General features: G+C 68.4%; 17 protein-coding genes and 3 pseudogenes. 9 read left to right on the forward strand and 11 right to left on the reverse strand.

Going from position 1 to position 22,741, the window contains the following annotated elements:
- Nucleotides 1-109: 109 nt before the first annotated feature.
- Nucleotides 110-433 carry a plasmid stabilization protein gene (locus ACNPQM_RS26175; RefSeq protein ID WP_418085948.1) on the forward strand — a complete coding sequence of 108 codons (324 nt, stop codon included), beginning with the start codon at nt 110-112 and terminating at the stop codon, nt 431-433.
- Between the two features lie 214 nt (nt 434-647).
- Here the strand turns inward: ACNPQM_RS26175 and ACNPQM_RS26180 are convergent, their stop codons facing one another.
- The 5 genes from ACNPQM_RS26180 to ACNPQM_RS26200 form a co-directional block, all read right to left on the reverse strand.
- On the reverse strand, nt 648-2,075 hold the full coding sequence (locus ACNPQM_RS26180) for an NADP-dependent succinic semialdehyde dehydrogenase (RefSeq protein WP_358861356.1): 1,428 nt from the start codon (nt 2,073-2,075) through the stop codon (nt 648-650).
- 221 nt (nt 2,076-2,296) lie between these two features.
- Nucleotides 2,297-2,764, reverse strand: coding sequence for an ATP-binding protein (locus tag ACNPQM_RS26185; protein WP_358861355.1), 468 nt, complete (start codon nt 2,762-2,764; stop codon nt 2,297-2,299).
- A 273-nt stretch (nt 2,765-3,037) separates the two neighbouring features.
- Entirely contained in the window at nt 3,038-3,439 is a 402-nt protein-coding gene (locus ACNPQM_RS26190; RefSeq protein WP_418085949.1) for a molybdopterin cofactor-binding domain-containing protein, read from the reverse strand.
- Nucleotides 3,396-3,782 carry a hypothetical protein gene (locus ACNPQM_RS26195; protein WP_418085950.1) on the reverse strand — a complete coding sequence of 129 codons (387 nt, stop codon included), beginning with the start codon at nt 3,780-3,782 and terminating at the stop codon, nt 3,396-3,398. The genes ACNPQM_RS26190 and ACNPQM_RS26195 overlap by 44 nt, the downstream gene beginning before the upstream one ends.
- Before the next feature lie 567 nt (nt 3,783-4,349).
- Complete coding sequence (locus ACNPQM_RS26200; protein WP_418085951.1) at nt 4,350-5,558, reverse strand: ROK family transcriptional regulator; 1,209 nt, start codon at nt 5,556-5,558, stop codon at nt 4,350-4,352.
- A 199-nt stretch (nt 5,559-5,757) separates the two neighbouring features.
- Between ACNPQM_RS26200 and ACNPQM_RS26205 the strand changes: the two are divergent.
- From ACNPQM_RS26205 to ACNPQM_RS26220, 4 genes and pseudogenes are all read left to right on the forward strand, one after another.
- Nucleotides 5,758-5,883 (forward strand): annotated as a pseudogene (locus ACNPQM_RS26205) (ATP-binding cassette domain-containing protein); the annotation flags it as partial.
- 393 nt (nt 5,884-6,276) lie between these two features.
- The gene (locus ACNPQM_RS26210) at nt 6,277-11,955 is read left to right on the forward strand and encodes a ThuA domain-containing protein (RefSeq protein ID WP_418085952.1); all 5,679 of its coding nucleotides are present in this window, start codon (nt 6,277-6,279) and stop codon (nt 11,953-11,955) included.
- Between the two features lie 208 nt (nt 11,956-12,163).
- Complete coding sequence (locus ACNPQM_RS26215; RefSeq protein ID WP_418085953.1) at nt 12,164-12,784, forward strand: hypothetical protein; 621 nt, start codon at nt 12,164-12,166, stop codon at nt 12,782-12,784.
- On the forward strand, nt 12,781-13,293 hold the full coding sequence (locus ACNPQM_RS26220) for a hypothetical protein (RefSeq protein WP_418085954.1): 513 nt from the start codon (nt 12,781-12,783) through the stop codon (nt 13,291-13,293). Before ACNPQM_RS26215 ends, ACNPQM_RS26220 begins: the two co-directional genes overlap by 4 nt.
- 250 nt (nt 13,294-13,543) lie before the next feature.
- Here the strand turns inward: ACNPQM_RS26220 and ACNPQM_RS26225 are convergent, their stop codons facing one another.
- On the reverse strand, nt 13,544-14,005 hold the full coding sequence (locus tag ACNPQM_RS26225; RefSeq protein ID WP_418085955.1) for a PH domain-containing protein: 462 nt from the start codon (nt 14,003-14,005) through the stop codon (nt 13,544-13,546).
- Between the two features lie 381 nt (nt 14,006-14,386).
- Nucleotides 14,387-15,373 (reverse strand): oxidoreductase, encoded by a 987-nt coding sequence (locus ACNPQM_RS26230; RefSeq protein WP_418085956.1) that lies wholly within the window; start codon nt 15,371-15,373, stop codon nt 14,387-14,389.
- A gap of 500 nt (nt 15,374-15,873) precedes the next feature.
- Here ACNPQM_RS26230 and ACNPQM_RS26235 point away from each other — a divergent pair, with 500 nt between their 5' ends.
- The 4 genes from ACNPQM_RS26235 to ACNPQM_RS26250 all read left to right on the forward strand — a co-directional run bounded on the left by ACNPQM_RS26235 (nt 15,874) and on the right by ACNPQM_RS26250 (nt 18,471).
- On the forward strand, nt 15,874-16,404 hold the full coding sequence (locus tag ACNPQM_RS26235; RefSeq protein WP_418085957.1) for a lamin tail domain-containing protein: 531 nt from the start codon (nt 15,874-15,876) through the stop codon (nt 16,402-16,404).
- A gap of 674 nt (nt 16,405-17,078) precedes the next feature.
- Nucleotides 17,079-17,267 carry a DUF6480 family protein gene (locus ACNPQM_RS26240; RefSeq protein ID WP_418085958.1) on the forward strand — a complete coding sequence of 63 codons (189 nt, stop codon included), beginning with the start codon at nt 17,079-17,081 and terminating at the stop codon, nt 17,265-17,267.
- A 78-nt stretch (nt 17,268-17,345) separates the two neighbouring features.
- A complete protein-coding gene (locus ACNPQM_RS26245; RefSeq protein ID WP_418085985.1) occupies nt 17,346-17,954 on the forward strand; it encodes an IS3 family transposase in 609 nt (202 codons plus the stop codon).
- Nucleotides 17,955-18,099: 145 nt separating this feature from the next.
- Nucleotides 18,100-18,471, forward strand: coding sequence for a hypothetical protein (locus ACNPQM_RS26250; RefSeq protein ID WP_418085959.1), 372 nt, complete (start codon nt 18,100-18,102; stop codon nt 18,469-18,471).
- Here the strand turns inward: ACNPQM_RS26250 and ACNPQM_RS26255 are convergent.
- The 4 genes and pseudogenes from ACNPQM_RS26255 to ACNPQM_RS26270 form a co-directional block, all read right to left on the reverse strand.
- A pseudogene (locus tag ACNPQM_RS26255) lies at nt 18,446-19,297 on the reverse strand (IS5 family transposase). The gene ACNPQM_RS26250 and the pseudogene ACNPQM_RS26255 sit on opposite strands and share 26 nt — an antisense overlap.
- Before the next feature lie 282 nt (nt 19,298-19,579).
- Nucleotides 19,580-19,759, reverse strand: a pseudogene (locus ACNPQM_RS26260) (histidine phosphatase family protein); the annotation flags it as partial.
- Nucleotides 19,756-20,562, reverse strand: coding sequence for a hypothetical protein (locus ACNPQM_RS26265; RefSeq protein WP_418085960.1), 807 nt, complete (start codon nt 20,560-20,562; stop codon nt 19,756-19,758). The gene ACNPQM_RS26265 and the pseudogene ACNPQM_RS26260, both read right to left, overlap by 4 nt.
- A gap of 472 nt (nt 20,563-21,034) precedes the next feature.
- Entirely contained in the window at nt 21,035-22,546 is a 1,512-nt protein-coding gene (locus ACNPQM_RS26270) for a hypothetical protein (protein ID WP_418085961.1), read from the reverse strand.
- Nucleotides 22,547-22,741 lie beyond the last annotated feature (195 nt).

Raw genomic sequence — 22,741 nt, forward strand, 5'->3', positions numbered from 1 at the left:
ACCGGGGCGAGCCGATGCGTGCCCCGGGAGCCGCTGGGACACTGATGGGGACACCCCTGGCTCCCGTCCCGCAGAAGACACAGCACCCGGGAGAGGAAGTGACCGCACCATGCCACCCGGATCGAGTGCCAAACATGTGCGGCAGTACGAACACATCAAGGAGACTGCGCAGGAGCGCGGAGTGAGTGAGGAGCGGGCCGAGGAGATCGCGGCGCGCACGGTACACAAGGAGTCTGCCCGCTCCGGCAAGTCGAGGACCGCGAGCGATCTGTTCGTCCATGACCTCTCGTCCGCGCGGCGCGGCGGCCCGGGCTCCCCCAGCGCTGCCGAAGGCCCTACCCGCGACGAGCTCTACGAAGAGGCCAGGAAGAAGAACGTCAAGGGACGCTCGAACATGACGAAGTCCCAACTGGCCAGGGCGGTCGGCCGCTGAACGCTCGCCCCTGTCGGTCGGCACCCGCCTCGCGGTCCGTCCGGCCGGGGCGTCGTGGTCCAGTCGGCCACCTCGGCGAGGTCTGTGGCATGTTCACGGATCCACGCGTGGTGGCGGGTGCGGAGATCCGCCATCGCCCGGCGCACGGCGCGGACACGCGTCTCGTCGACGGGGTCGCAGGCGGTACGGGCCGCGGCCGTCACGGGGCAGGCAGCTATGCGGACCGGCTACCGTCCGCCTCGGGGCCGTACCAGACCGTCGTGGCATTGCAGAACTCGCGAATCCCGTGCCCGGAGAGCTCTCGTCCGTAGCCGGAGCGCTTCACTCCGCCGAAGGGCAGTGCGGGGTGGGAGGCCGTCATGCCGTTGAAGAAGACGCCGCCCGCCTGCAGATCACGCACGCACTGACGGCTGTCGTCGGCGTCACGTGTCCATACGTTGGAACTGAGACCGAAGGGGGTGTCGTTGGCCAGGGCCACGGCCTCGTCCAGGTCGGCGGCCCGGTACAGCGTGGCGACGGGGCCGAAGGTCTCCTCGCGGTGGATCCGCATGGCCGGGGTGATCGCGCTGAGGACGGTGGGGGCGTAGAACCAGCCTCGGTCCAGCCTCGCGCCCAGGCCGGTGGGCCGACTGCCACCGCAGAGCACAGTCGCGCCCCGCCGTACGGCGTCGTCCACCAGTTCCTCGATGTCGGTGCGGCCCTGTTCGCTGGCGAGGGGGCCGATGTCGGTGGACTCCTGCTGCGGGTCGCCGACCTTCAGAGCGCGCATTCCCGCGGTGAATTCCTCGGCGAACTCGTCGTACACATCGGTGTGCACGATGAACCGTTTGGCGGCGATGCAGGACTGGCCGTTGTTCTGCACGCGGGCGGTCACCGCTGTCCGGGCGGCCTGCCGCACGTCGGCCGAGGGAAGGACGAGAAAGGGGTCGCTGCCGCCCAGTTCCAGCACGGTGTGCTTCACCTCGTCGCCCGCGATCGCCGCGACCGCGCGGCCGGCCGGCTCGCTCCCGGTGAGGGTGGCGGCGACGACCCGGGGGTCACGCAGGATGGACTCGACCGCCCCGGACCCGATCAGCAGCGTCTGGAAGCAGCCTGCCGGGAAACCCGCCCGGCGGAACAGGTCCTCCAGGTACAGCGCGGTCTGCGGAACGTTCGACGCGTGCTTGAGCAGGCCGACGTTGCCCGCCATGAGCGCGGGGGCCGCGAACCGTACGACCTGCCAGAGCGGGAAGTTCCACGGCATCACGGCGAGGACGGGGCCCAGCGGACGGTAGTGGACATAGGCCCGGGAGGCTCCGGCGTCGCCCACATCGCCGGCCGACGGGTGCTCGTCCGCGAGAAGTCGCTCTGCGTTCGCCGCATACCAGCGCATGGCCTTGGCACATTTCGCGGCCTCCGCACGGGCCGCCTTGACGGGCTTGCCCATTTCGGTGGTCATGGTGCGGGCGATGTTCTGCTGGTCCTCGTCGAGGAGGTCGGCGGCCCGGTTCAGCAGGCGGGCCCGTTCGCCGAACCCGGTCGTACGGTACTCCCGGAACGTGGTGTCTGCGGTCGCGAGCCTGCGTTCGATCTCCGCGGCTCCCAGTGCGTCGAACGTCTTGAGGGTCTCACCGTTCGCGGGGTTGACCGTCGCGATGGGCATGACTGTGGCCTCCTTGCCTCGGTTCTTCGACCGTGCCGCGCCACGCTCCGTCGCGCAACGCGGGCCCCGGTGCGGGTAACCCGACCGGCGCGGACTGTGCGTGCTGTGAGCACGTCATCCGCGCCGGTAGGCAGGGCAGGCTTCTTCGCGTACGGACCCGCGTGCCGGTCCGGGTGGCGGTGCGCGCTGCCCGTTTCGTGGGGCCGACAGCGGCGGCCGCGTCAGACGAGGGCGGGCTCGGAGACGGGCGGCAGCAGGAACTCGCCTACGCCGGGCAGCGGCGTGCGCGGCACCAGATCGGTATTGCGCGGCGCCTCGGCGTAACGGGTGAACCAGACGACCTTGCCGTCGAGTGTCCGGCAGGTGCCCCAGCTATGGCTCAGGGCCATCACGCGGCTGAGACCACCGCCGCCGGTGCTGAGCAGCCGCGGCATCTCCGAGCTGTTGTCTGCGACGGAGACCGTGAGGTGCCGTCCGGACCAGCGGAGTTCGACGACGCAATGGTTGTCGTCACCGACGTGCCGGTGGACGTTGGTCAGCAGCTCCTCCACACCCCGGCACACCGGCCGGACATGGAGTTCGAGGCTCCAGTAGCGCAGATGCGCGGCGACGATCCGTCGCACCTGGGCAACGCGCTCTGCCGATACCTGGAGTTCGACCAGATAGTGCCGGTCGAGTGGAACGGTCATCGTCGAGGCTCCTCACATCGAGGCCCACTTGCTTCGCCCGCTGAACCAACGACCCCCCGAATACGAAGAGTGAGCAGATGTCACTGATAGGTCACTCCTTAGGGTGACCCGGTAGGACCGGTTGCGCAACACGTCGGGCGACGGGCCGCGGCGACGGGACGGGTAAGCCCTCCCGAAAGCCCTGCTCAGCGCGGAGAGGGCTGAGCAGGGCTTGCGCGCCGAGCAGTGTCATGCCTATGAGCTCACCGCCGATGTGCCACGCCTCACCGGAGGTCAGGGCAGATACGGCAGCAGCACGAGATCGTTCTGCGTGAAGTCGCCGAGGACGTGGTCGATCGCGCTGCCCTCGGTCAGCGCGATGCCGAGCCCCGTCATCACGCCGTTGGTGAACTGGCTCCGTACGGTAGGCGAGTTGAGGACGTGTCCGGCGACCAAAACGCCGAGCATGCGGCGCACCCAGACCTCACCAGAGCAGCTGTCGACAGCGACTTCGGCATACTGCGCGCCGAACGCATGCCGCACGTAAGGGGATTGCGCAGCCGTCTCCTCCGCGATGTCGGCGGCTTTTGCGTGCTTTGCATCAGATGTGCACCAGCCCTCCGGCTCGTTGCCGACGCGCCGGTTCTGCGCCCTACCGGCTCTCCAGCCGCAGGCGAACCTCCTCCTCCTGGTCACCGGAGACCGTTCCGACGACGTGCACCGTGAAGGCGTCGGCAAGGTGCCTCCTGAGCTCCTCGACCGCCCAGTAACCACCCTGCACATCGACCTTCACGGGCTTGCCCAGCGCGACGGGACCCGAGACCACCCGCGCCTCGGACACGTCGACCGTCACGGTCCATACCGTGGGGCGCTTTCCCGCCAGGTCCTGCGGCACGTCCGCCAGGGCCCGGTCAGTGGCGAAGGCGGCCCGCAGGACGTCGAAAACCGTTCGTGCGTCATCCTTCGCGCATCCGCTGACGGCGACCGACACCTCCTTTCCGTGCCGGCTCTCCTCCATCTGCGACTGTGTGCTGTTCACCGGGGTTCCTTCCGCTCGGAGTTCTGCCGCACGCCCCCACGCCGGGGACCGACGGTGTGGACCGGATCCTCGGCGGACGTGACGATCCCAAATCGTGTGCGGGCCGAACCCGCGAGCAGCGCCAGGCCGACGCCTACGGCGGTCGTCCTCGACGTGCACCTGCCGGCCGCAGCCGGCCGCGCAGTAGGGACGGACGGACCGCACCACCCAGCCGAAGGACGCGGCCCTCCGTACGTCGCGACATCGCCGCTGGTCAGCTGTCGGTGGACCGGCCAGCGGCCGATCGGATTCGGCACTGCCATCGCATCCCTCCGGCGATTCGGGAACCCTTTCCAGGCTCACCCCACGGCTGGGTCTCGGCGACACGAAGGGAACGGCGGCGGATGGGCCCGGCAGCGAAACCCGTGCCGCCCGACCCGACGGGGGCTACGTACAGGTAGAAGGTGGCGATGTGCTCCTTGGTCTCCAGATACGGCCCGTCGGTGATGGCCGGGGCGCCGTCCTGGACGTCGACGTCATCACGGTCGAGGGCGTCGTGCGGCGGCGTCTCCCGTCAATTTTCGATTTCTATCTGCGCAACCATGTGGACGGGTCATCGATGATGGCCCGGATGACCGAGCTCGCGGCCCCGAGCACGGAGGCGTCGGTGCCCGCGAGCGAGATCCGGACGCGGACCGGAGACCAGGATGAGGACGGCACCCGAAGATCGACCTCACGCTGCACCTCTGGCTGGATCCAGGGCCCCAGCGGTGCGTAGATGCCGCCGAGCACGACGCAGCCGATGTCGAGGAGTTTGACGGCCCCGGCGATCGTGATGCCGAGGGCTTGGCCGGCTCGCCTGAGCGCCGCGAGGGTTTGCGAATGGCCCGCCTCGGCCGCCTGCACGATGCGGCCGACGGTAGACTGTCCCCCCATTGAGGTGGCGACCTGCAGGGGGAGTCCGGCGGCCCGCAAGATGGCCTCTTGGCCGGCCACCTGTTCCAGACAGCCGTGGGCGCCGCACTGACATGGTGGTCCGTCCATCCCGACGGCCATGTGCCCGATCTCACCGCTCCAGCCGTGCTGGCCACGAAACAGCGCACCGCCCATGACGATGCCGGCGCCCACCCCGATCTCGCCCGAGACATGCAGAAAATCGGCGGGCGCGGCGCCCCGGTCCAGGCGCAGTTCGCCCAGCGCGGCGAAGTTCGCCTCGTTGTCGACCGTGATCGCCAGCCCGTCCAAAGCTCCGGTCCGGGCGAGCAGAGACGAGATGTGGACGTCGCGCCAGCTGAGGTTGGGTGCCAGGCGCAGCAGCCCCTTGTCGACCAGCCCGGGAACGGCCACGCCCGCACCGGCCACGGTCAAGTCCAGCCTCTCGGCCGCAGTGATCGCGGTCGCGGCCAGGTCGGCGACGGTGCTCAGCACCTCGCGCGGGGTTCGCCCCCGCTGGTCCTGCTGTACAACCTCCTGGCAACGGATTCCTCCGGTGAGGTCGATGACGCATGCCGCAATGTAGTCGACGTTGATTTCCAGCCCGAGTCCGGCCGCTCGATCGTCGGCGAGTACCAATCCGGTCGCCGGGCGGCCCGTGGGCCTGGTCTTGCGTGGTTCCAATTCGCCAACCAGACCACCCTCGATCAGGACGTCGACCAGAGCCGAGACGGTGGCCCTGGTCAGTCCGGTCGCCGCTGCCACGTCGGCACGCGACACCGGTTCAGCCGCGCCGGCGATCTGGTTGAGCACCAGCGACAGATTTCGCGTCCGCAGGCTTTCTTGCCGGGCCGGACTGGCCATGCCTTCTCGGTTCCCGGGACCTGCCGAGTCTCCACCCTTCATAGGTGTTGACACTGCCACATCCCCACTCTAAGTTCAGCGACTAAACAAAGCTCATCCGACATGGACCTCACCCTGGGGGAACCACATGACCGTGCCGCGATTGCGGGTGTAGGGCCTCAAGACGTTCCCCGGGGCCCGAGCGCTCGATGGCGTTGACCTGGAGATACTGCCCGGTGAGGTGCACAAGGAGCTCGGGCGGAACGGTGCCGGAAACTCAATTCTGATCAAGGTTCTCGCTGGCGTGCACCAGGCGGACGGCGGTGAGTTCCATGGCCGCGGCGATGTGCCGTGGCCCGATGGACCGTGGCACGGCGATGTCGGACCGCAGAGGGAGGGGCCGTCCATGCACGTAAAGCTCCTGCGATTGCTCGCCTCATCAACCGCGAGCGGCTAGTAGGAGCCATCCACTGAGGGTGTCCCTCAGTCCCGGCAAGAGACCCCCGTAGCGCATTACGAGGGGACCCCCGACCCCGTCCCGGCATCTGCGGCCGGACGACCCCAGAACGTGGGGCGGGGCGCTGACGCTGACAGCACCCCGGCGCACCCCAACCAGTAATCGGCCCGATGAGTCCACACTCCCCCGAGCCCCAGAGGAACGGTTGTGGCACACAGACTTCGAATCCTACGTCACATAGCCGCGACGATGGCCCTTGCCCTCGTCCTCCCCATCCTATCGATGGTCGCCCCGGCGGCCCTGGCATCGCCGGCGCACGCCGCCACTGCGGCACCTGCCTTCAAGGTGCTCGTCTTCTCCAAGACCACCGGATTCCGACACGACTCGATCCCTGACGGCGTCGCAGCCATCCAGAAGCTCGGCGAGGAACAGGACTTCGCGGTCGACGCCACCGAGGACAGCGCGGCGTTCACCGACGAAAATCTGGCGCAATACCAGGCCGTCATCTTCTTGTCCACGACCGGCGACCCGCTGGGCACGCAGGACCAAAAGGACGCCTTCCAGCGCTATATCCAGCACGGCGGCGGTTTCGCCGGCGTCCACGCCGCTTCCGACGGCGGTTACAGCTGGCCGTGGTACGGCAAGCTCGTCGGCGGGTACTTCAAGTCGCACCCGGCGATCCAGAACGCCACCGTCAAGGTCGAGGACCCGGCGCACCCGTCGACCGAGGGTCTGCCGACATCGTGGAAGCGCAACGACGAGTGGTATGACTACCAGGCCAACCCTCGTGGCACCGTGCACGTGCTGCAGTCGATGGATGAGAAGTCCTACAACGGCGGCACGATGGGCATCGACCACCCGACCACGTGGTGTCAGGACTACGACGGCGGCCGGTCGTGGTACACGGGGCTCGGTCACACCAAGGAGAGCTTCAGCGAGCCGGAGTTCCTGAAGATGCTCCTCGGCGGCATCAAGACCGCGGCGGGTGCGGTGAAGGCCGACTGCGCGGCCTCGCAGAGCGCCAGCTTCGAGAAGGTCACCCTCGACAACAAGACGTCGAACCCGATGATGCTGGACATTGCAAAGGACGGGCGGGTCTTTTACATCGACCGGCTGGGCGACGTCAAGGTCGTCAAGCCGACTGGCGGCACGGTGACGGCCGGTCACCTGAACGTGTTCACCGCCAACGAGAGCGGGCTGCTCGGGCTGGTGCTGGACCGTGACTTCGACTCCAACCACTGGGTGTACCTGTTCCACTCCCCGGTGGGCGAGACCGTGGACCGGCTGAGCCGGTTCACGGTCACGGGAGACACGCTCGACATGTCGAGCGAGAAGAAGGTGCTCGACGTGCCGGTGCAGCGAGCCGAGTGCTGTCACCACGGTGGCGGCATGCTGATGGATCGCAAGACCGGTGATCTCTGGCTGGCTGTGGGCGACAACACCAACCCGTTCGCCTCGGACTCCTACACCCCGATCGATGAGCAGCCGGGCCGTGAGGCGTGGGACGCGCAGCGCACCTCGGGCAACACCAACAGCCTGAGTGGCAAGCTGCTGCGGATCCACCCTGAAGCGGACGGCACCTACAGCGTGCCGGCGGGCAACCTGTTCGCTCCGGGGACGGCGAAGACGAAGCCTGAGATCTACAGCATGGGCTTCCGCAACCCCTTCCGGATCGGCCTCGACCCGAAGACCGGGAATCCGATGGTCGCCGACTACGGTCCTGACGCCGGGTCTCCGAGCGCCACGCGGGGTCCGGAGAACACGGTGGAGTGGAACCTGATCACCAAGCCGGGTAACTACGGCTGGCCGTACTGCACCGGTCCCAACACCCCGTACATCGAGTACGACTTCGCCACCAAGAAGTCGGGATCGGCGTTCAACTGCGCCGCCCCGGTCAACAAGTCGCCCAACAACACCGGGCTGACCAACCTTCCGCCGGCGATACCGGCGACGGTCTGGTACCACTACAACACCGACCCGAACCAGTTCCCCGAGCTGCAGGGGGGCGCGCCGATGGCGGGCCCGGTCTACCGGTATGACGCGGACCTGAAGTCGGACGTCAAGTGGCCGGCGTACTGGGACGGCAAGGCGATCTTCGGCGAGTGGAACACCAACAAAATGTTCTCGTTCCAGCTGAATGAGGACACCACCAAGCTCGTCAAGATCAACCAGATTCTCAAGTCCATGAGCTTCAAGCGGCCCATGGACATCAAGTTCGGCCCTGACGGTGCGCTGTACCTGATCGAGTGGGGGTCCGGGTTCGGCGGTGACAACGCCGACTCGGGTGTCTACCGGATCGAGTACGTCAAGGGCAACCGGCCGCCGGTCGCCCGTGCCTCGACGGACAAGGCCGACGGTCCGCTGCCGCTGACCGTGAAGTTCTCCAGTGAGGGGACCAAGGACCCCGACGGCAAGGCGCTCACCTACGCCTGGGACTTCGGTGACGGCACGGACGGCACGACCGACGCCAACCCCACGCACACCTACACCAAGGCGGGCGAGTACAACGCGGTCCTGACCGTCACCAACGCCGACGGCATGACCGCCAAGGCCAGTGTGACGATCACCGCGGGCAACACCCGGCCCACCGTGAAGGTGGACCTGCCGCCGAACGGCGGATTCTTCGACTTCGGCGACCAGGTGAAGTTCAAGGTAACCGTCACCGACCCCGAGGACGGCCAGATCGACTGCAACGAGGTCCAGATCCAGGCGATCCTCGGCCATGACGGTCACGGTCACCCCCTCGACCAACTCAAGGGTTGCGAGGGCATCGTGCAGACCAACGAGGGCGGGCACGGCGCCGACGAGAACCTCTTCTATGCGATCGAGGCCAGCTACACCGACCACGGCGCCGCCGGCGGGGCCAAGCCGCTGACCGGGCGGGGTCAGGTCATGTTGCAGCCCAAGCACAAGCAGGCCGAGCACTTCTCGGCGACCGGCCGGGTGAAGGACAGCAAGGCCACCACCCCCCATGGCATACAGACGGAGACCACCGGAGACCCGCTGGGCGGCGGCCGGAACATCGGGTACATCCGGGACGGTGACTGGTGGTCGTACGACCCGGTGAACCTGACCAACATCGACGCGGTCCGGCTGCGGGTGGCCTCCAACAACTCCGGTGGGACTGTGCAGGTCCGGCAGGGTGACCCGGAGAACGGGAAGCTGCTCGGGACGGCCGATGTGCCGGGCACCGGCGGCTGGCAGAAGTACGTCGATGTCACGACGAAGCTGACCAACGCGTCGACCGACAGCGGCCCGCTGTACTTCATCGTGCGCAAGCCGGCGAGCGCGGGCGACGACGCCTTCTTGATCAATGCCAACTGGGTCGACTTCATCGGCAAGGGTGTCACCGACAGCCAGCGCCCGGTGGTGACTGCGTCGGCGAACCCGACCTCGGGCACCGCGCCGCTGAAGGTCGACTTCACCGCGTCGGCCACCGACCCCGACGGCAACCTGCCGCTCACCTACAAGTGGGACTTCGGGGTGAAGGGAGCCCCGCAGTCGACGACCGCGAACGCGAGCTACACCTACAGCGCGCCGGGAACGTACACCGCCGCGGTCACCGTGACCAACTCCAAGGGCGCGGCGACGACCAAGGAGATCTCAATCAAGGTGGACGCGTCGAACACGCTCTGCCTGACCGGACGTTCCGACGACTTCCTGGGCACTGAGCTCAACCACGACCGCTGGTCGGTCATCCGGGAGAACCAGGACCTCAAGGTCGAGGACGGCAAGCTCGTCATCCCGACGTCGAACACCGACATCTACGGATCCAACAGCGGCTCGCCGAACATCGTCGTGCAGCCGGCGCCGTCAGGCGCCTGGATGGCCACCACCAAGGTCACGCTCAACGCCCGCGACGCCTACCAGCAGGCGGGCCTGATCCTGTACGGAGACGACGACAACTACGCCAAGATGGTGCTGCAGGGCCGCGGCACCGACAACCACGCCAACCGCGTCTTCCAGTTCATCCGCGAGGAGAACGGCGATCCCAAGGAGGTGACGGCCAGTAACACGGCCCAGCTCGGGGACGCCTACCCCGACACCGTGTACGTGCGGTTCATCAGTGACGGCACCAACCTGACTGCTCACTACTCGGCGGACGGCATCAACTTCACCGCGATGCCGGAGACGAAGCCGCTCGCCGGGATCAAGAACCCGAGGATCGGCATGTTCGCCATCACCGGGACCGGCAACCGCCCGGTGATCGACGCCCACTTCGACTGGTTCCACATCACCCCCGACGACACGGCGACCAAGCCGGGTCCGAACGAGGAGTTCGACAGCACCACGCTCGACCAGTGCCGCTGGGACTCGATCGTGCGCCACGACCCCTCGGCCGTGCGGGTGACCGGTGGCAACCTGGAGATCGACACCTCCAAGGGAGACATCTACGGCACCGACAACAGCAACCCGAAGAACTTCATCGTGCAGAAGGCGCCGGCCGGCGACTGGACACTGGAGACCAAGGTTGACGGCAGCGCCTTCAACGAGCGGTACCAGCAGGCCGGCCTGATCGTCTACAAGGACGACGCCAACTACGTGAAGTTCGACTTCGTCACCGACAACCAGCCCGGCGAGGCCGTCGCCCGGCGGCTCGAGCTGCGCAGCGAGATCGACGACGTGGTCCAGAACCCGCAGCCTGCGGTCAGCAACCTCACCAGCGGCGTGACCTGGCTGCGGCTGAAGAAGGAAGGCGACACCTTCCACGGCTACTACTCCGCCGACGGCAAGACGTGGACCGAGATCGCGTCGAACGGCAACCCGACGCCGGTCAAGAACGACGTCGTCTCGGCGAACGCGAGAGCCGGACTCTACGCCTTCGGCGTCAATCAGACGGCGTCGAAGACGGCCAAGTTCGACTACTTCCACCTCACTCCGGCGGTCGAAGAAGACAGGACGCCGCCGGTGACGACCGCGAAGACCGACCCGGCACAGCCGGACAGCGGCTGGTTCACCGGTCCGGTCACAGCCACGCTGACCGCCGCCGACGAGGACAAGGGCAGCGGCGTCGACCGTACCGAGTACAAGCTGGACGGTGGCGACTGGACGTCCTACACCAGCCCGGTCATCGTCTACGGCGACGGCTCGCACACGCTGGCCTACCGCTCGGCCGACAAGGCCGGCAACGTCGAGGACGCCAAGACCCTCACGGTCAAGGTGGACGCGACGGCGCCGATGACCACCGCGAAGTTCGCCTCGGCGAACGACGACGGGTGGCACAACGGCGCGGTGCCGGTGACGCTGACCGCGACGGACGCGACGTCCGGCGTGGCCAAGACCGAGTACTCCACGGACGGCGGCCCTTGGACGCCGTACACCGCGACGGTCACGATCACGGGCGAGGGGCAGCACGAGCTGCGCTACCGCTCGACCGACAAGGCCGGGAATGTGGAGGACATCAAGGCCGTCACGGCCAAGATCGACACGAAGGCACCGACCGTGTTTGTCTCCGGCGTGGCAGCCGGCGAGAAGTACGGCGACAGCCAGGACCTGGCCATCAGCTGGCAGGCCGTCGACTCCGGGTCCGGGATCGCGTCGGTGAGCGGCACGCTCGACGGCAAGCCGTTCACCTCAGGCACGGTCCTGGCCTTGCACGAGCTCGGCCTGGGCAAGCACACGCTCAGCGTCACCGCCGTCAACAAGGCCGGCAATCGGACCGAGCAGACCGTGAAGTTCACCGTCGTCACCTCGACGGCCGACATCGCGAGCCTGATCGACCGCTTCGAAAGCACCGGAAAGCTCACCCCGCTGGGCGCCCACAAGCTCCACGGCAGGCTCGACGGCGCGATCGACGCCGAGAACAAGGCCAAGTCCAACGACAAGACCATCGATGAGCTGGAGAAGTTCAAGGCCTTCGTCAACGACGACAAGAACGTCTCCGACGACCATGTCCGGGCCACGCTCCTGCGCGACGCCGACGCACTGATCATTCAGTACGGCGGCACGCCGAAGGGCTGACCACCGGCCACGACCCCGACGAGGTGCCGGGCGACCGAAAGGAACCCCGGCACCCCGCTGAACCGACCAGGGTGCCCCGCGACACCTGCCGCAGGGCACCCGCCCCGTTCCGCTCGCATCACTACATGCGTCCAACGTCCATCAGGAGGTGGCCATCATCAGCCGACGCAGGGAACCGACGGTGGTCCGGAATTCGACCCGAGGTCGGGTGCTCACACTCGCGGCCGCATTCACGCTCGGCGCGCTTCTCGTCGGCGGCCTGGTGTTCGCCGGAACCCGGGCGAGTTCGACCGAGCGGACGGCCGACCGGATTCGCGTCGAGGCCGCCCAGCGGGACAAGGCGCAGATCAAGACCCTGACCGAGCTGGCCCGTACGACCGGCGACCGGCTCGTCCCTGTGCTCGACGGCCTGGACCGGGCCATGCCCGCTGCCGGCAGCACCCGACCCACTGCGGTGACCTCCGCCGACGTCGCAGGTTGGCGGCGTGCGGCCACCGCAGCCGTCGAGGCCTTCGCCGATCCACCCTCCGGCGAGACCGCTACCAACGTTGCGAGGGCGAGCCTTGCCTCCGCCGTACGACAGATCGCCACCACCGTCGACACATACGCGACCTCGCGGGCACTGACCGGTTCCGCCCGCGAGACCGTGGTGGCCCTCGCCGTACGGCAGCGCGCCGACGCGATCTTCACCTGGTCGACCGGGGCCACGGCGCTCGACGCCGCGAACACGGAAGCAGGCCACGGACACCAGCACGTGTTCTTGCCGGCATCCCCCGGCAGCGGAGCACTCACCCCCGACGACGAACCCGAAGGAAGGCACCGATCATGAAGATGACACGGAGGTACGCCACGACGACTGTCCTGTTCACCGGGCTCGTCCTGCTGCTCGGCGCACCGGCAGCGTCCGCCCATAGCGGCCCGATCGAGCTGGAAGTGACCGGGGATGGCAGCCACGACATCAACGTGCTGGTCACCTGGAAAAAGGACGGCCATCCGGTCAGAGACATCGTCGAAGCGACGCTGTTCGCAACCTCCACCGACGGCCGTTCCTTCGGTCCGGTCCGGCTCAACTCGGCGCCCGAAGGCCAGAACCTCTACCACTCCGCCCAGCCGCTGCCGAGCGGCCAGTGGAATGTCACGGTGACCACGACCAAGCCTGCCAAGGCGCATGCGACGGCGAACGTGACGGCGCGAGACATCGCCGCACCCAGGAAAGCGGCAACCGTGCCAGACCGTGGGAACTCGATCGGCATGCCACTGAAGATCGGCGTCATCGCCGTCGTGGCGGCCATCGGCGTCGCGGCCTGGAGACGCCTGGTTCATCGCAAGCGCCTATGAGTGGGCGGCGGAGCCGTTGCTGCCGCTGGGCGAACGCGGCCCGATTCCTGACCTGCGGCAGTCATCCAGGCACCGCCTGGTCTCCTGATACCTGAACGTCTGGACCGAGTCCTGTGACGCTCATTGTCCGGGTGTCCGATCCGCGTGGGCTGCGGGGACGCCTGAAGTTAATTTTCGGCAGCTCCCCGCCCTTGGGCGGTCTCCTTCGTCATGCCCGTCACGCTTGGCGAGAAGACCTGCACATTCACCGTCACGGTCTGGTCGCCTCCTTCCACTGGTGCGTGATCTTCTTCAGTACAGCCTCGAAGGACGGATCGCGCCCGACATCGGAGGTCATGGGGGCTGGAAGGCGAAACGAATCACCATCGTGGCGACTGATGCGGATCCAATAATCGTAGTTCCCGTGGTATCCGCCCACTTTGTCTACCTTGATCTCCGAAATCTCATGCCAGGCAGCGGCGGAGCGACCAAGCAGCCTCCGCGTCTGGATACCGTGCGCGTCTACGATCGTGCGCCCAAGCGCCATGCCGGCCAGCCACGGGGCTGCCGGAATCCCCATCAGGCCGAATGCCGAGAGGAACGCGCCGATGTCGGTCTCTCGTGACCACCCTGTTGCCAGAGCAACGATGGAATAGGCAGACAACGCAACCACACCCGCGAACCACAACCACCAGGTGTTCCGCTGAGAGGCTCTGTATTCGACTCTCTGCACGGTTTTTACCCTATAGGTCAACGCCGTTGCGTTCAGGGTCCTTGCGTGATCGCGATCTGTCCGGCCGCCGGCGACCGGCAGTGACGGACGAGCAACCGCCGCCACAAGCGAAACCCCAGGTCAGAAGCCCCCGACCGTACGGGTTTCCGCCCAGGGGTGGCGGCAGGGTCGTTGCGTGTAGGCGGTCTGTCCGGTTGATCATGCGATTCCGAGGGCCGTGAGGGGCCGTCGAGGGTCGCGGACGGTGTGGCGGCAGGCGGCGATGTTGGTGTGGCCGTCCTGGCGGAACGCGCTGAATTGCCGTCGACCTGACTGACGCGGCCGACGCCGGAGACCCGTCGGATCCGCCACCTCAGTTCGCGGGCGCGCCACCGTACCCCGTTACCTCAGTGCGTCCAGGAGAACACGCTCACGCTCGGTGCTCAGGCCGGCCCGGCGGGGTCGGTCAAGACCCTGCTCCCGCTCCCAACGCAGCGCGTCCGCCAGCAGTTGGGCCCTGGGCCGGTGCCGCAGCCCGGCCGCGCTCGCTGCGGCGCCGTTGCGGGCGCTGAAGCCGGCCCAGTCCGGGTCGGCCATCCACATCGCGAGCGACTCCGGGCCCATGAACTGACCGACTGCCTGCCCGAGCAGCCAGTCGGGGTCGGCCTCCACCACCGGCCCGGTGTGCCCGCCGATCTCCCGCGACAGTGCGACCCACTCCCCGAAGGGCACGATCGGGCCGACCGCGTCGTACGTTCCGGTCGTCCCCTTCTCCGCACAGTCCAGCAGCCAGGCCGCGAGATCCCGCACGTCGACCACCTGCGTCGGGATGCCGGGGGAAGCCGGCACCAACAGCGGCGCCAGCGGGTCGCGCGCCGCGCGGCCGACCCAGTAACCGGTGCGGCCACTGTGGTCGCCCGGGCCGCCGATCAGTCCCGCCCGCGCGATGAGGAGCCGGTCGCCCACCGCGGCCGTCGAGGCTTCCTCACAAGCCACCTTGGCCTCCCCGTACTCCTCGCGGTCGACCTCGTCCCGCTCGGACGCCGGGAGCAGTTCCGCCGACTCGTCCGCGTCCGGCTCCGCGTGGGAGGCGTATGCACTGACCGACGACACATACGACCAGTGGCCTGCCCGCTCGCCGAGCGCCCCCAGCGCCCCACGGACGAAACCCGGCTGCCACGACACCTCGACCACGGCGTCCCAGTCCCGGCCCCCCAGTCCTTCGTATGCCGACAGGTCACGCCGGTCCGCGGCGACCAGCGCCGCACCCTCTGCCACTTCGCCGCTCTCTCCGCGGGCCAGGCAGGTCACCCGATGCGCGCGTTCCAGTGCCTGTCGCGAGACCTCGCGGCCCACCCACGCCGTTCCACCCAGTACCAAGATCTCCATCGGCCCACTCAAACACGGACCATGAGCCTGCGCGCCCTGCTTCGCCGAGAGCGGAGCGGCCCGCCGGGAAGAGCTCCGGTTTCCGCACCAGCTGGATCTGTCACCGCTGACAAGGCGGCGAACTATCGCGTGGATGTGTGACCATCGCGCCATTGCCCGAATTGCTAAATATTGCGCCTGTTACCCGATTGGCGCCGCGTTGACGGCGGAGTGCGGTTTGGGGCGGTGGGATGCACGGGTGGACGGAAAGGGCTTACCGCCGAGCGCGGCCGGGGTGGATGCCACTCCCAGTGAATGGCAGGGGCATGCCCATACGAAGTCTGTGACCGTTACAGTTGCCGGTTACTGAAATGTCCGCATTGCGTAACGGGGGTCGGATTCTCCGCCGACGCCGGGGCGGGTGTTCCAAGGTGTGGATCCTCGGCTTGTTGGGCCGGGACCCGTATCGCGCAGCATGGCCCTTGTCGGGGCCTGGGCGCCGTTCACTTGAGGGGACATCAGTGTCTGCTTCTCTTACCGTCCGTCGTCTTGTCGCCACCGGTCTGGTGGCCGGTTCCGCCGTTGCCGTGGCGGCGATGCCGGCGTCCGCCGCCGACGGCCACCAGTGGGGCCGTCACCACCATGAGGACTCCAGGGTGGTGCTCGGTGACATCCAATACAACAGCCCGGGCCGTGACGACTACTCCAACCGTTCGCTGAACGCGGAGTGGGTCGAGGTCACCAACACCGGTCGCCGGGCGGTGAATCTGGACGGATGGACGCTGTCGGACAGGGACGGCAACCGATACCGCTTCGACGACCTGCGCCTGGCCGGCCAGGCCACGGTCCGGGTCCACACCGGTTACGGCCGTGACACCCGCACCGATGTCTACCAGGACCGCAGCGACTACGTCTGGGACAACCACTCCGACCGCGCCACTCTGCGCAACGACGACGGCCGGGTCGTCGACACCGAGTCCTGGGGCCGTGACCGTGACCGCGACCACCGCTACGGTGACCACCGCTACGGTGACCACCGGCAGCGCCGCTGACCCGACCCCCGCCCGCCACTGACTGCGGGCACTCCTGGGGAACCCGGGCGTGCCGCCATCCCCAGCCCCGGGGTGGCGGCACGCCACTGGCGCGTTCACCGGCCTTGTCACGGCGTGAGGCGCGCCGGGGCAGCACGGACCGGACACGCACCGGGAACCTGGTGCGTGCATCCTGCGGTACATGGCCGCGCACGCTACGTTCAACGACGCACGTACACGACAGGCACGGGGTGTCCGGCCGACGCTGTCGCCCGATCGAAGCGAAAACTCTCTGACCGTCGCAACCAGAGCCGGCTGCGACGGTCACAGTCGACAGCGAGTGTCGACGACTCCGGACAGCGGTTGCCAATCCTGGCATTCCGGGACGCCCGAATACGCCCCGCACAAGGGCGCCCCTCCGCCATGCGAATGCCACCACATCCGACGCCGCGCCCTGATCCACCGGGAATAACGGGACAGCCCTCAGGAACGCCGCTCCCTGATGGGCTCCGGCCGCAGCTGCTGCGGAGCCGATTTCAGATGGGCCGAGGGGTCCGGGCTGGGACCTCTTCACAGGCGATCCGACCTGCGACCTCGCCGCCGAGTTACGCCCGTCGTTCCCCCGGTCGCGCGTACAGCGGGATCACTGTCCTGGGCGCAATGCGAACGGGACGCAGGCAGGAGAGGGTGGAGGTATGACCGTATTCGTATCACTGAATCCCCCAGGGGAGACACCACCTGCCGAGGGCTGCATCAGCGAAGCCCACCAGGAGCGCCCGGACGGAGGCATCTGGGAACACCCCGCCCTGTGGGCGGGACTCATTCTGCTGGGATCGGTCATCTTTGCCGCGTTCTTCATCGCGCGGATCTTCGGATACGGATGACCGACCCCGGCGCCGGCCGGTGACCGGACCAGGCCCCGGCCGGCGTCGACTGCGGCGAGCACCGGGCAGAGGTACCGGATCGTCGGGATCACCCGCCGCCGGCGTCGGGGCCTGACCAGGCAGGCCAGGCGGGCGGTGTTCGCCGCCGACCTGATCGGCCGGGACTTTACCGCCCCCCGTCCCGGGATGCGGCTGGTCGGTGACATGACCGAACTCGTCACACTGGAAGGGAAGTTGTATCTGGCGACCTGCATCGATCTCGCGACGCGGGAGGTGATCGGCTGGGCGATGGCCGACCACCACCGCGCCGAGCTGCCGGTCGCCGCCCTGCGGATGGCGGCCGGACGCGGCACTCTGGAGGACGGCTGCATCATGCATACCGATCGCGGCAGCGAATACACGAGTGACGAATTCCGCACGGAGATACGGAAGTTGCGCATGAGGCAGTCGATGGGGCATGTCGGTTCTTGTTACGATAACGCTGCCGCGGAAAGCTGGTTCGCCGTTCTCAAAGCGGAGATCGGAACCACCGTCTGGGGGACCCGCGAGGCCGCTCGGGCCGATGTCTTCCGTTACATCGAGATCGAGTGCAACCGCAGCCGACTCCGCAGGCACCCCGAGTACGGGTACGTCACCCCACTCGAAACGAGAACCTTGCTCAGGCAAGACCTCACCCCCGCAGCGTAAACACCGGCTGTCCAGGAGCCGGGGGGAACTTCACAGGGGGCCTCCCCCTGAGTGGTGGACACGCTGATACTGGATCTGTTTGATCTGGAGGAAGCGAGAAGACTGCCGATGGCGATGAAGGCCTACTCGGACGAGTTCAAGGCCGATGCTCGCCGAAGATTTGAGCACGCTGGCCATCCTCGCCGCAATCCGTGCGGGCCGCAGTTGGATTGCCGAATCGGCTGCCGTCGATCTGTCGCTCACGACCGTCGCCGCCAGCCGCAGCGCGGGGATCGGCGAACGACGGGCAACCCACGGGGAACCCGTCATGGTGCGCGCGCACATACGCGGTGTCCCATCGGCGAGCTTCAGCTTCCACACCGACCGGGGCAAAGTCCACCGACGAACGCTGCCAGACTCTGGCGTGGGCACCACCGAGTGGCACACGACATCGGAAGACTCGGCCTTCGTCCGGATCGAGGTACGCCATCCGCATGGCCATATGGCCGCTCTCACGAACCCGATCGTTCTGACCTGACCTCCAGATTGCCTCGGGACGGCTTACGGAGGCGTCGAAGGCAGATGAGTTGCAGGCCAGCTGGAGCAGGCCCAAATGGAGGTCAGCGCGTCGTTCGTAGCGGATGCGGAGCCGTTTGAAGGTGCAGCCAGGCGAAAGCGCGTTCGACCACCCAGCGCACCTGGCCCAGCCCGGAACCGTGGGCACGCCGCGTCCGGGCGATCACCGGCTTGATGCTGCGCTTCCACAGCAGGCTGCGGTACTTGTTGAAGGTAGCCGCGGTCTGCGTACAGTCGCCGGGGCTTGCGATGCGGGCGACCCTGCAGCCCCCGGATCGGCGGGACCGCATCAAGTAGCGGTCGGAGCCGGGTGACGTCGTGGCGGTTGCCGCCGGTGAGCGTGACGGCGAGCGGAGTTCCAAGGCGGTCGACGATCACATGGTGCTTGGAGCCGGGACGGGCACGGTCGACCGGCGAGGGGCCGACGTAGTCCCCCCTTTGAGAGCCCAGACGTGCGACCCGTCCACGGCGCAATCATCCAGCTCCAGAAGGTCCGGCTGGCGCAGCTCGGTCAACAGAGTGGCGTGCAGACGGGGCCAGACCTCGGCCTCGGTCCAGTCCCGCAGCCGACGCCACGCCGTCACCCCCGAGCAGCCCACCGCCTCGGCCGGAACGTCGCCCTGGTCGACGCCCGCCCGCAGCACGTACAGCACGCCCGCGAGCGCCGCCCGGTCCGGAACAGGTAGTCGCCCGGGGTGGCGGTGGCGCCGCTCGGGAGCAGGTGGCAGCAGCGGAGCCACGCGCTCCCACAGGTCGTCCGGAACAAGATCAGTACGCGCGCGGGACACCCTGTCGACCAAGGTCCTCAAGCGCAATCCCCGCAGCTCAACTCATTCCAAAACGATCAGTAAAGACGATGTCCTGCGCGGTGAGGGACGTGGCGCGTGTAGCGGCACAGGGCCGCGACAGGTCTGAGGCCGGGTCGTTGCCGGGGCGTGACGACGAGTAGGCCTACGGGAGCCTGGAGGCCAGGAGATCGTCGGCTCGATCACCCGACTTCGGCCCCCGGCGTCCGCCCGATCCGATTCCGTTGCGGGCCATGGGCTTCAGCCGGCCGGGGGCATCCAGTGCGCGTCCGACAGGACGCGCAGGGCGGGAACGCAGTCGGCCTCGCGCTGCCAGGGGCCGGCCGCCGGGGCGTCACGACGGCCGCGCGGGGCGAGAGGCCGTTCGTGGTCGGCCACGTCGTCGGACCAGGCGGATTTGGCGTGCCGCAGCACGACCAGGCATCGGGAGTCGCCCGAGGTCATGGTGTCACCTGGTGCTGGTGGCCTACCTCGCGCGCGAGGTCCAGCCCGAGGACGCGGTCGAAATGGGCGAACATCTCGAACTTGGCACCGGCCGCCACGTCCGCGTCCCTCTCCACGCTGCGCAACATGTCCAGGACGGCGGGGACGCCCAGATTGTCGGCGAGCGCGGCATGAGCCTGTCGCAGCAGGTCGACAGGGATCGGCCTGGATGGCTCCTGCGCCCAGTCGGCCACCAGTTGCCGCCAGTGCCGCAGTGTCCGCCGGGCCTCGACGAGCGCGGCACCGGTGACCATGACGGGCGTGCGGTAGGCATGGCCGAGCAACAGCATCCTGACAGCCAGCGGGTCGGTTCCCTCTGGGGCGGCTGTGTCCGGGGAGCCTGGGCCTCCCTCGTCCGGGGGTGCTGTGCCAACCCGGCCCACATCGATCCGTACCCCGCCGACGCTGCCCTGCTGGTCAGTACCGTGCGCGAGCACATGCACGTCGGCAGCAGCGCTCGGTGTCCCGCTCGGATCGTGAGCACGGACGGTGGCGGGCGGGTGGATGCCGAGTACGGCCATGACCCGGTCGAGCGCCTGAACTTGCTCCTGCGGCAGGTCCGGCACGGTGAGCACCGTGAGGGTCTGCAGGCCGTGCAGCTCAGCGGTGCGCGCCAGTACGTCGCCGAGCAGCAGCACACGCAGGTGCACTGCACCGATCCCGTTGTCGGTGACCGGCAGATGGACGCAGATGCGCAGGAGGTGGCGGTGCGCGGAGGGAATCTCCACGAGGCGACCCGTGCGGGCGTCGGCGATACGCAGCATGCTGCGGAGGCTAGTCGTGGAAACCTCCGGTACACAGGAAGCTGGCAGATGAAGCCTTGGGTCACCGTCGTCGCGCTCCTCCTGGGCGTAGGAGGCGCTGGCGAGACGGCGCAGGGCCCCAGCCCGACACCAGGGACGACGGCTCCGACAAGCTCGGGACCTCGGATTCCGTGAAGCTTTGGCCTCTGTCGCCGGTCCGGAGATTTGGCCTCTGTCGCCGGTCCGGAGAAGAGAGCAGGAGCCCGGACTTACATGGGTCCGGGCTCGCGCGCTACTCCTGCAGTGGCTGCGCGAGGCGTCGGGCAGCGTCCTCCGCTCGAAGGAGCCAAGCCTCCCGCTCCAGGATCTCCGGGTCCGTCAACAGCCGTAGTAGCGGTGCTTCGAGCTTTACCGCCTCCACCACCGTGCCCGTGGGCTCTTCCGGCGTGCTCAGCGCGTTCTCCTTCGGTTCTCAGTGGGGACAACGACGGGCTCAGGTCAAGAGACGGGGCGCACCCGTCCGGGCGGCCGGCCCAAGGGTCGCCGCCGCGGGGCGGGGCGCACTCTGCTGGGCGGCTGCGGCCCGGGTGGCAGGGCCGGTGAGGCCCGGTGGGAGGGTCGCCGCGAGTCGGCCGCCGTGGTGCGCGGCGAGATCGGCCATCGTCTTCAGGGCGGCGAGGTCGGCTGCGCTGAACCGGCCTGGCTGGCCCTGGGCACGCTGCACGATCCCCTGCGCGTGTTCGGCCACCGCACTGTAGGGCCCGGCCGCTGGCCCGGGACCGGCAGGCAGCTCCGAGGGCGGCAGCTGCTGCCAGGCCTCGCGGAACTCCGCTACACGGCGGTGCGGGGAGGCGCTGAGCTCCTTGCCCATTTCGGTGTCCGCCCAGGCCTGGAAGGCCTTGGCGATCTCGCGAGAGGCCTTCATGGCGTCGTCCCGCGTGGCGTACGGCAGCGGGGCGTTCGACCGCAAGGTGCTGCGCAGCTGGCAGATTTCAGCGAGATTCTGGTCCTGGGCGGCGGTCACGGCGTCGGGCCGCTCGCTGCGCGGACTGCTGTAGGCCAGGGCCGCGTCAGAGACCTTGAGCAGCGCCTCGGCGGTCGGCAGGTCCGGGCGCGTGGCGCCGCTGCGCAGCCGGTCGGCCCCGGCCTGCGCCCAGCGGGCGATGGTGTCGCAGGTGCGGGCGGAGAACGTGCGCCAGAACCCCTGGACGCGCACGTCGTCGGCCAGCCGCTCGAAGTAGGGGCCAGCCTTCTCCTTGATGACGTCCCACAGATGGGCGGTAGCGCCGCGGACGGTCTGCAGCTGCTGCCATTGCGGCGAGTCCTTGAGCGCCGGAGCATGACGATCGGCCTCCTGCAGGGCCGTGTTGACCGCGGCGGCTGCCAGTTGAGGGTCGGCCGCACTGGCGGAGGCAGCGGCCGCGGGCTGCGGACCCACACTGTCCGTTGCAACCTGTGGGCTGGGCACCGTGCGCCGCCACTGCTGTTCCAGAATGCGCAGATCGTTGTCGACGGCGGCGCGGAGGTCCTGGGCGGTGCCCAGGTCGGGCGGAACGATGTCGGCCCATGCCTCCTCCACCCGCTCGAACGCCTCGGGCAGGCCCACCGGTTCGATGAGGTTGGCAGCCCACAGGTCTGCGGGACCATAGGCGTTCCCCGGATCGGTGCGGCCCGCTTCCGTGGAAGCAGCGGACGCTGCGGGCGGGACCGCTGGCGCCTGCGTCAGGGTCGAGACGCCAACGGGTGTCTTCAACTTCCATGTCGGGGCGCCGTAGCCGTCGTACAGGACCCCGTCGCGTGCGGTCCACCCCGCCCCGTCCGGGAGGTCGTTTCCGGTCCACAGCGGAAGCTTGCGCTGCGCCTCGGGCATCGCCGCCTCGGCATTCGCTCGCGCCCGCTCCTCCAGTGGGGATGGCGGCGCCGCTTGCGGGGCAGGGACGGGCGGCTGGCTGACCCGGGAGACCTCGGCGGCCGCCTGGATAGGGTCAACGGTGGGTGTGGCCATGGGGGCTTCTCCATACGGTCGGGTGTCGCGGGCGGGAGCAGCGGCTCCGGAACATTGGCTGGCAGGAGCGGTTCGGCGATCTCCGGGACGTCATCTCGCTGCTGGCTGATCGCTTCGGCGTGCGGCGGGGTGCGTGCAGGGCGTATCGCGTCGCCGGTGGCCAAATCGGCTTCCTCGGTGGGCGTGCTCATGGGG

Source organism: Streptomyces sp. NPDC056231 (genome assembly GCF_048270745.1).
Lineage (GTDB): Bacteria > Actinomycetota > Actinomycetes > Streptomycetales > Streptomycetaceae > Streptomyces.

Bases quoted from the DNA above. Each gene is read 5' to 3' on its own strand.
- ACNPQM_RS26175 (WP_418085948.1), top strand. From the start codon at position 110: ATGCCACCCGGATCGAGTGCCAAACATGTGCGGCAGTACGAACACATC.
- ACNPQM_RS26180 (WP_358861356.1), bottom strand. From the start codon at position 2,075: ATGCCCATCGCGACGGTCAACCCCGCGAACGGTGAGACCCTCAAGACG.
- ACNPQM_RS26185 (WP_358861355.1), bottom strand. From the start codon at position 2,764: ATGACCGTTCCACTCGACCGGCACTATCTGGTCGAACTCCAGGTATCG.
- ACNPQM_RS26200 (WP_418085951.1), bottom strand. From the start codon at position 5,558: ATGGCCAGTCCGGCCCGGCAAGAAAGCCTGCGGACGCGAAATCTGTCG.
- ACNPQM_RS26210 (WP_418085952.1), top strand. From the start codon at position 6,277: ATGGTCGCCCCGGCGGCCCTGGCATCGCCGGCGCACGCCGCCACTGCG.
- ACNPQM_RS26220 (WP_418085954.1), top strand. From the start codon at position 12,781: ATGAAGATGACACGGAGGTACGCCACGACGACTGTCCTGTTCACCGGG.
- ACNPQM_RS26230 (WP_418085956.1), bottom strand. From the start codon at position 15,373: ATGGAGATCTTGGTACTGGGTGGAACGGCGTGGGTGGGCCGCGAGGTC.
- ACNPQM_RS26240 (WP_418085958.1), top strand. From the start codon at position 17,079: ATGACCGTATTCGTATCACTGAATCCCCCAGGGGAGACACCACCTGCC.
- ACNPQM_RS26250 (WP_418085959.1), top strand. From the start codon at position 18,100: ATGCTCGCCGAAGATTTGAGCACGCTGGCCATCCTCGCCGCAATCCGT.
- ACNPQM_RS26265 (WP_418085960.1), bottom strand. From the start codon at position 20,562: ATGCTGCGTATCGCCGACGCCCGCACGGGTCGCCTCGTGGAGATTCCC.
- ACNPQM_RS26270 (WP_418085961.1), bottom strand. From the start codon at position 22,546: ATGGCCACACCCACCGTTGACCCTATCCAGGCGGCCGCCGAGGTCTCC.